Origin of the sequence: Microvirga aerilata, assembly GCF_016743775.1 — a bacterium.
Classification (GTDB): domain Bacteria; phylum Pseudomonadota; class Alphaproteobacteria; order Rhizobiales; family Beijerinckiaceae; genus Microvirga; species Microvirga aerilata.
This window is the reverse complement of sequence record NZ_JAEQMY010000154.1, coordinates 1-7,429: the sequence shown is the minus strand read 5'-3', so window position 1 is coordinate 7,429 and position 7,429 is coordinate 1. Positions and strand designations below refer to the sequence as shown.

Annotated in this window: 9 protein-coding genes and 1 pseudogene; 5 read left to right on the top strand and 5 right to left on the bottom strand. The window is 56.8% G+C overall.

Annotated features, from left to right (window positions below; all coding sequences use genetic code 11):
- Nucleotides 1-169: 169 nt before the first annotated feature.
- Nucleotides 170-382: a ribbon-helix-helix domain-containing protein gene (locus tag JKG68_RS30125; RefSeq protein WP_202065882.1), complete on the bottom strand. Its 213-nt coding sequence runs from the start codon at nucleotides 380-382 to the stop codon at nucleotides 170-172.
- A 102-nt stretch (nucleotides 383-484) separates the two neighbouring features.
- On the opposite strand from JKG68_RS30125, the gene JKG68_RS30120 reads away from it, so the two are divergent.
- From JKG68_RS30120 to JKG68_RS30110, 3 genes are all read left to right on the top strand, one after another.
- The gene (locus tag JKG68_RS30120) at nucleotides 485-700 is read left to right on the top strand and encodes a hypothetical protein (protein WP_202065879.1); all 216 of its coding nucleotides are present in this window, start codon (nucleotides 485-487) and stop codon (nucleotides 698-700) included.
- Between the two features lie 358 nt (nucleotides 701-1,058).
- Entirely contained in the window at nucleotides 1,059-1,232 is a 174-nt protein-coding gene (locus tag JKG68_RS35025) for a GcrA family cell cycle regulator (RefSeq protein WP_202065878.1), read from the top strand.
- Nucleotides 1,233-1,849: 617 nt separating this feature from the next.
- Nucleotides 1,850-2,599 (top strand): LuxR C-terminal-related transcriptional regulator, encoded by a 750-nt coding sequence (locus JKG68_RS30110; RefSeq protein WP_202065877.1) that lies wholly within the window; start codon nucleotides 1,850-1,852, stop codon nucleotides 2,597-2,599.
- 45 nt (nucleotides 2,600-2,644) lie between these two features.
- On the opposite strand, the gene JKG68_RS30105 is transcribed toward JKG68_RS30110, so the two are convergent.
- The gene (locus JKG68_RS30105) at nucleotides 2,645-2,821 is read right to left on the bottom strand and encodes a hypothetical protein (RefSeq protein ID WP_202065875.1); all 177 of its coding nucleotides are present in this window, start codon (nucleotides 2,819-2,821) and stop codon (nucleotides 2,645-2,647) included.
- Between the two features lie 248 nt (nucleotides 2,822-3,069).
- Here JKG68_RS30105 and JKG68_RS30100 point away from each other — a divergent pair, with 248 nt between their 5' ends.
- Complete coding sequence (locus JKG68_RS30100; protein WP_202065873.1) at nucleotides 3,070-3,366, top strand: integration host factor subunit alpha; 297 nt, start codon at nucleotides 3,070-3,072, stop codon at nucleotides 3,364-3,366.
- Nucleotides 3,367-3,449: 83 nt separating this feature from the next.
- Here JKG68_RS30100 and JKG68_RS30095 read toward each other — a convergent pair whose 3' ends face one another.
- Entirely contained in the window at nucleotides 3,450-3,737 is a 288-nt protein-coding gene (locus tag JKG68_RS30095) for a DUF6894 family protein (protein WP_246516063.1), read from the bottom strand.
- A pseudogene (locus tag JKG68_RS30090) lies at nucleotides 3,727-4,425 on the bottom strand (IS6 family transposase). Before JKG68_RS30090 ends, JKG68_RS30095 begins: the two are co-directional and overlap by 11 nt.
- Nucleotides 4,426-5,010: 585 nt before the next feature.
- Here JKG68_RS30090 and JKG68_RS30085 point away from each other — a divergent pair.
- The gene (locus JKG68_RS30085) at nucleotides 5,011-5,475 is read left to right on the top strand and encodes a hypothetical protein (RefSeq protein WP_202065869.1); all 465 of its coding nucleotides are present in this window, start codon (nucleotides 5,011-5,013) and stop codon (nucleotides 5,473-5,475) included.
- 826 nt (nucleotides 5,476-6,301) lie between these two features.
- Here the strand turns inward: JKG68_RS30085 and minD are convergent.
- Nucleotides 6,302-7,171: a septum site-determining protein MinD gene (gene minD / locus JKG68_RS30080; RefSeq protein ID WP_202065865.1), complete on the bottom strand. Its 870-nt coding sequence runs from the start codon at nucleotides 7,169-7,171 to the stop codon at nucleotides 6,302-6,304.
- Between the last annotated feature and the right edge of the window lie 258 nt (nucleotides 7,172-7,429).

The following is a 7,429-nucleotide window of genomic DNA, read 5'->3' as shown; positions in this document are numbered from 1 at the left end:
TCCTCTGTGAGGGCAAAGCGGGAGCGTTCACCGAAACCGATGCTCTTGACATTCAGCTTGTCGGGATGGCATAAGGAGGTTGCAACACCCAAATCTTATGCCCACCCTCGCGGTGGTCTCCAAAGGCCCTCGAAGTGTCCAGCTTCGTGGGCCTTTTGCTTTGCCTAGGTTACGTCACGACAATTCGCTCCTTATGGGCAAATGTAGCCTCGAGGGCATGGGTGATAGCTTCCTGACGGGACTTGAAGCGACCGTTCTCGACGGCTTCGTCGATCGCATCACTAAGAAGTCCGGGGACCCAGACGTTCATCTCCTTGTCCCCCCGTTCCCGGCGAGACTTGCGGAAGCGTTGAACGCGCTCGGTCTGCTTTGCGTCAGGCATGGCATCCACCCGTTACACTCGTGCCATATCGAGTGATGACCGATTCTGAGGTGGCTGTGGAGTCGGAGCGCAAGAATCCATTCACAATAAACGGACTCTCCGTTGAAAAACTTCTTTGGCTTGAATCATTTAGCTGAAAAGCCGAGTCAATCCGCAGGTAAAAACCTGGTTCCGGATGATTCCAAGTTACGCACTCGATTCTGCAGGGAAAGTCAAAAGGCGGAATTTATAGTTCGGGATCTGCCGTTTGACTCTGCCAAGACAAAAAAGCGACGTGCGAAACTGCTCATCGATGCCGTCACAAAGCTGAATATTTGAGAATGGCTAACGCTCGACTCTGAGATGCGGTGCTCCACTGCTCTCAGTGTGAGCTTGAAGCAATCGTGGCTATTCAAGCGGTGGGGCACCTCGTTGTTGTGGTGCGGACAACAAGGGCAAAGCAGGCTTGAGGTGGAGTGGGCCGGCGGGACTTGCCTTCCGCACAGGCCCTTGTGAGCAGCCGGCTCCAACCATTGAGCTACAGGCCCATCAACATCCATGCTGGATCGTCATTGCTTTGACTGTACCAGCAAGAGCACGGTGAACGAAATGTTCAGCGCCCGGCCTGCTGGCGATGGAACTCCTAAGGTTCCAGGCCTTTTGACCTGAAGCCAACTGTCACTGAGTACCTTGAGCAATGCCTGAGACTGAGATTCCTGAGCCCTCCTCTCGCGATAGAACCACGCTCGTCAAACTCCGAGAGCGGCAATGCCGCTACGTTGTCTCAGATGGTGGCTCAGAGGCTGTCTTTTGTGGCAGCCGGACGAACGAAGGCTCAAGCTGGTGCCCCTGGCACAGGCAGTTGGTGTAAACGAAGCCACCTTCCGGTGGGGCAAAAGCCGGACGTGGCTTCGTCCTTCCAAGGTCTGGATAGAGCCGAGACATGAGCAAGGTTTGGCTTTATCCCCACACTATGCCCGAGGTATCAGCCCTCTGGACTCAGGCAGCCTGAGGGGCTTCGCCTTCCATGCTCAAGAGAAACACCAACCAGCGCCACCCCTCTGGTGCCTCAGGCGGTCTGAAACGCGGCCTGAGCCTGCGAATATGCCTCATTTGCAGATGAACTGAACAAGAAAAACCCGCCCGGGGTAGAGCCAAACGGGTTCTATCTTTGGAGGCTTGGTACATGAGCCATCCTGTCTTGTGTGTAACAGGAGCGGGTAAACAGTCTATTGTCCCGAGCCGCACCAACGCTGCCGACGATCCTCCCAAGCTTCCTAGATGGAGCAGGGATTACCTCCCAAGGAGTAGCTTCGTTGGGGAACTACACCCTTCCGTAGCTCGTTACAGCCAAGCAAGGTCCAGATCACATGGACCCTTCCCGGAATGCATCGCCCTTCCGCCAAGTCTCCTCTTGAGTGAGTGCTGGTGGCTCGCGCGGATCGTCTCGGATGCACATTGCTGAACATTAGTAGGGACCAGATAATCATGAACCATGACGTCGTCTACAATGAGCAAATCCTCCCGATTGCTCAGAGTGCATCTTCGTATGTGACGACCGTTCTGGTGTGCCAAAATACTCTCATCCGCAGCGGCATCAGCCACATGCTCTCCGGCACACAGTTCTTCATCTCAGAAGAGTCACCCGAACTGACATCTGAGCTGCCGACCCTCTACCTCATCCATACTGACCAAGTGGCTGATGGGCTGACCGAGACAATCGAGAGGCTGAAAGCACAATGGCCTTCTGCTCGGGTGGTTCTGCTGACTGAGCGCATTGAACGTACAGCCATGGTGCAGGCCTTCCAGGCAGGTCTGGATGGGCTTTGCTCGACGACGATGGACCGCGAGCCTCTGATCAAGGCGCTTGAGCTGGTTATGCTGGGTGAAACCTTCATCTCGCAAGCTCTGACGTCCAGCTTGTTGAGCGACGCTGCTCACCATCAGGCGGCAATTTCCAATGGGGTTGGCATCTTCATGCCAACGAACGACCCATCTGCGGCGGCGACTGCGAACAGGCTGTCACCCAGAGAAGCCCAGATCCTGCGCCACCTGACTCAAGGCGCCTCGAACAAGCTCATCGCGCGCGAGCTTGGGCTCGCGGAGGCCACAATCAAAGTGCACCTCAAGGCCATCTTGAGGAAGGCAAAGGTGGCAAACCGAACTCAAGCGGCCATGTGGGCGCAACAGCACCTGAACCTCGCGGCAAACGATGTCACTATTGTTGCTGCTGAATAGTGGGACTGGCGGGGCCTTGATGAGGCCCCTGTTCCCGGAATAGCCCTATGCCGCGTCGAGTATTTGCGCTTTGTGTTGCTCAAGAAGGGCTATGGCGTCCCGAGCGTACTCACGGAATTCGTCTTTGATAAAGTCGGCCTCGTTGTCCCAGTCTGGCGCTTCTTCCTGCTCCTCATAGAACGCGCGAGCAACATGCTCGACCTGCTGTCGAAGATTGTCCATGGAATGTCCCTAATACACCTGATTTATGTTCTTGTAGGCCTTCCTCACGGGCGTTCGGACGCTGCTTGTTATTGCTGATCCCGATGAGGAAGAGTGCTGGACCTAGGCTTACAGTCACGCTTTTGTGATCCGCAATCAGGCGAAGTACTTAATCCGAAGGTGGTATTGGTTTTCGGGCCTTCCTCTCTGGAATTGGAAAGTCCTATTCGGCTCTTCCCGAAGGGGGGTTCCATTGTTGCGGCATAGAGATGGCTAGCAAGAACGTAACGCGGACGGACTTGGCAGAGGCCGTCTACCAGACGGTGGGTCTCTCAAGGCATGAGTCCGCTGAGCTTGTTGGGCAGGTCATCGCAGAGATTTGCGACACGCTAGCCACTGGCGAGACTGTGAAGCTCTCTTCGTTCGGTGTCTTCACGGTCCGCAATAAGGGTGAGCGTGTAGGCCGCAATCCCAAAACCAATGTGGAAGTGCCAATCAAGCCCCGCAGAGCTGTTACATTTAGCGCTTCGCATCTTCTCAAAGCGCATGTGAATAGGGACAAATAGAGATCCCGGCGGCTCTAGCCAGACCGGGGTTCTGTCTTTGGAGGCCTGGTACGCAACAATGCCGACTTACTTCCGACACCTGGTTAATGAGCAGAGAGAACATCAAGCGGAATTGTCTGCACGGCCTGACCTGACGCATCGACAATCTCAAGCCACCAGCCCTGCCATTCTTCCGAGTTCGAGGGGTCTTGGGCCCGAAGCTCCTCGACAGCTTCCATGGCGGGTATAACAGCCGCCTGAATGCTGGATGCTTCGATGCCCTCCTCGTCGCGGATCATGGTCTCGCCATTGGTGAGGTTGAAGGGATCTGTCGCAAATCCGGAATATGGACGAGAAAGCAGCAGGTGCGTCGTGCCTCCCTCATGCGGCAAGCAGGTGAAACTGCTCGGCGAGCGACAACTGCTGACTGCAGGCATATTTCGCCTGCTGTTTACTCATCATGTGGATCAACTCGATGCCACCCAAGATCACCCGGGCACTGTGAGCAGACTTGAAGCCGAGCATCGGACGCACACGGCGTTTGACGGCACGGTGATCCTGCTCGATGCGATTGTTGAGGTATTGACTCTGCCTTATCCTGATCGGTTTTAGCGTGCACCCTCAACTGGCCTGGAGCCGGTCAGCGGTATCGCAGGACAGGATCGCCTCTCGGTTGGTAGGGCTGCCGTCGATCACGATCCGCTCGGGGCGACCATGACGCTTAAGTGCCTTGCGCAGGAACCGCTTGGCAGCCGTGAGGTTACGCCGTTCGCTGAACCAGAACTCAACCGTGTCGCCGTTGGTGTCGATCGCCCGGTAAAGGTACGTCCAGCGACCTCTGACCTTGATGTAAGTCTCGTCGACGTGCCACTTGCTGGTGACGACCCTCTTGCGTGCATTGAAGCGCTTCAGGAGTTCAGGTGAGTACCGAATAACCCATCTGTGAATAGTCGCGTGATCGACTGAGATGCCGCGCTCAGCCATCATCTCCTCCAAATTCCGGAGGCTGAGATTGTAAGCCAAGTACCACCGGATGCAGAGCAGGATTATCGAACGATCAAAATACCTGCCCTTGAACATCCCTGTCTCCGCTGCTGTGACCGCAGCCACCGTAGCTGAAACTTTGAAACAAATTGTTTGCGACGGAACCTTCCTGCTCGGGCTCAGGTCGACGACGGTGAATGATGGGCCCCTGATACCAACTTCGGGTACGAGATGCCTGTCGGACACCTCCAGCACCTCCCGAAGACCCGCAATAAACTGCTCTACATTCAGCGCTGAGCGGGCCAGCGTTTCCATGCCGTAGATGACTTGGTTGAGGCTGGTAAACGGATAGCCCGGCTCACCTACCTTATTGACGCTCCAGTGGAAGATGGACAACAGCCTCTCGGCCGTTTCCGGGTTGTTGGGTGTCACACTGATACTCTTGCCGTTCCTGCCGGCAGTCACCGTGACAGTCATGCCATCGGCAAACCCGACGCGGAGCATGAGGAGGTCGCCATCGATGATCTTTTGTGAGTGCCACTGGATGCCTCCTTTCCTCTCTGGGTCTCGACAGAGCGGTTTAACCCTCTGCCGCCGCCCAGACAATAATAGGTAAACCTGCGGATCGAGCGGCTAGTGTCGAAGCATGGTAGGAGTGACACGATCCAGAGGCGGAAGAAGATGGATGCAGCACCTTTCGACGTCATTCCGGCATGGCGGATCGCACGGTTGAGGGCGGTCGTGCGTGATGCGGAACAGCGTGGCGCGAACCCGGATGATGAGGGTCACGATCTCACCCACCGCGCCCTTCAGCGTCGCTTCGCACTTGCCCGAGGGCGCGCGAAGGATGTGTCGAATGTGACTTCTAAGCCAAAGACCACACGAAAAGGCCGCAGCTTTCCGCACCTGAAGCTGGTCATCATCTGGCAGGCCATTTTAGGTTTTCGCCCCTCGGCTTGGAAGCAGGGCGACACGGCGCCGTTCGGCAGCATTCGCAAGGCGCATGATCAGGCAGTTGCAGCGTGCCGTGCCGCCGACCTTGTGCCGCCGCGCTACCGCACTGTCTATGTCCTGTGGCATCGTGGCGTACCACCAGCGGACGTCGTTGCGGCATTGCAAGGGGAATATACAGATCCGGTGAGATAATGAACTTACCAAGCAGCGGGATGAAGGCGCCCCTTCCAACGTTCATGGCGTGGGAGTTGCGCCGCGGCAGTCAGACGCTTCGTCAGCCTGCGCTGGACTACCTTCGACGACGCCACTAATAGATCAGTCATCTCTGCCTCTGACACTAGGTCGCAGGCTGTCTCCCGTTCCACAATTCCAGAGGCCTTCTTCAGTAGCTTCCGTGACCTGGCCTTCACATCCTCGCTTTGTGCAGGCTGAATGTCACGGACGGGCATTGCGTCGTGTGCATCATCAAGTGCATCGCCAGTCTGCGGAACGGCGTTGGCACTCACCGGCGCTTCTGCGGGTGCATCTGCTACGACCTCAGAGGCTGTCGCAGCCAGATCAAACTCCATCTGTCCTAGACTCCTCTCCACCGGGGGACGCTTGCAGCGGACAGGCCCAACGGGTTCGGAGCTGCTCCACACAGGCACGACAATGCTCGGTAGGATGCGTCGGGCAGGAGATGGCTCAGCGATCGTTTGGGGCTCTTCACGCTGGAAGACCTTTGTAGCCCCAGCTGAAGCTGTCGCAAACAAACGCCTTGGTGCGAGGTTGCTACGCTGACCTTGAACGCGGGTCTTCTTGATCTCAACAGAAAAAGTTCTTGGATTGCGCTTCATCGTATACGCTGATCATGAATTTGAAAGATAATGCTCTAAGAGCTTGCTTGTACGGGGTCAAGCTCAAGGACCCATGTTGGTGTTCATCCCAAGTCTACGCGAGTTCAGTTTAGGATACATTGTGCATCACTGCTTCTCCCGGACAGCATCAGATCTCGCTCTTGTAAGACGGTTGAGCAGGTCTATGCAGCTCGCCGGGTGAATAGCCTGTGGAACAAGTGAGGCTTGTCGCCTGAGGCGGCGATGGCGGAGTTCCCTCCCTTCAGCCGTCGGGCTGCATCAAGGTAGGCTTGGGCCGGCGCACTGCCGGGGCTGCCCAGGGTCACCGGTGCTCCAACATTCGAGCTGCGCAGTACTTCCCTGCTCTCTGGCACGATGCCAAGAAGTGGAATGGACAGGATCTCAAGCACATCCTCCACCTTCATTATCTCACCGCGGCGGGCCCGAGTTGGATCATAGCGCGTGAGCAGAAGATGCTTGTCGAGACGCTGTCCCTTTTCAGCTTTCAGCGTCTTAGAGTCGAGCATGCCGATGATGCGATCGGCATCGCGGATCGAGGAGACCTCCGGGTTGACAACAACGACAGCCACATCGGCATGCCGCATCGCCAGGGTAGCGCCGTTCTCGATCCCGGCTGGGCTGTCGCAGATGATCCAGTCGAACTGCTCCCGCAACTCGCTGATGACGCGGGCAACGCCTTCCTCAGTCAGACTGTCTTTGTCGCGGCTCTGCGAGGCGGGCAGGAGAGCAAGCGTGTCAAGGCGCTTGTCCCGGATAAGAGCTTGGGCAAGCTTTGCATCACCTTTGATGACGTTGATCAGGTCAAAGGCCACACGCCGCTCGGCGCCCATGACCAGATCCAGATTGCGCAAGCCGACATCGAAGTCGACCACAACCACTTTCTGGCCGGCCTGCGCCAGCGCTGCCCCGAGTGCGGCCGTTGAGGTGGTCTTTCCGACGCCTCCTTTACCGGAGGTCACCACCAGCACCCTGCCTTGTTTAGCCTTTGTCTTCGCCGTAGGACGCTTCTGCTTTGGTCTAGGCTTCTTCATCGCTGGGTTCTCCAGAGAGACCGTGAGGAGGCACGGCACCCACGCAAGCACAAGCAGTCAGAGGGGCAGCAGACTTAAACAGTACTCGGGACAGTTGGAGCGAGTCCGGCCGTCGATCCCTCCTAAGTCGCTCCATTCGACGCCCAACCAAGTTAGCGGGAGGTTAACACAAGCCGATGAGGATGCCAGGTGGCTGGTGGAAAGCCGTCCAGCACTTACAGGCGCGATCTTGGCCGAGATCGTGAAAGGGGACAATCA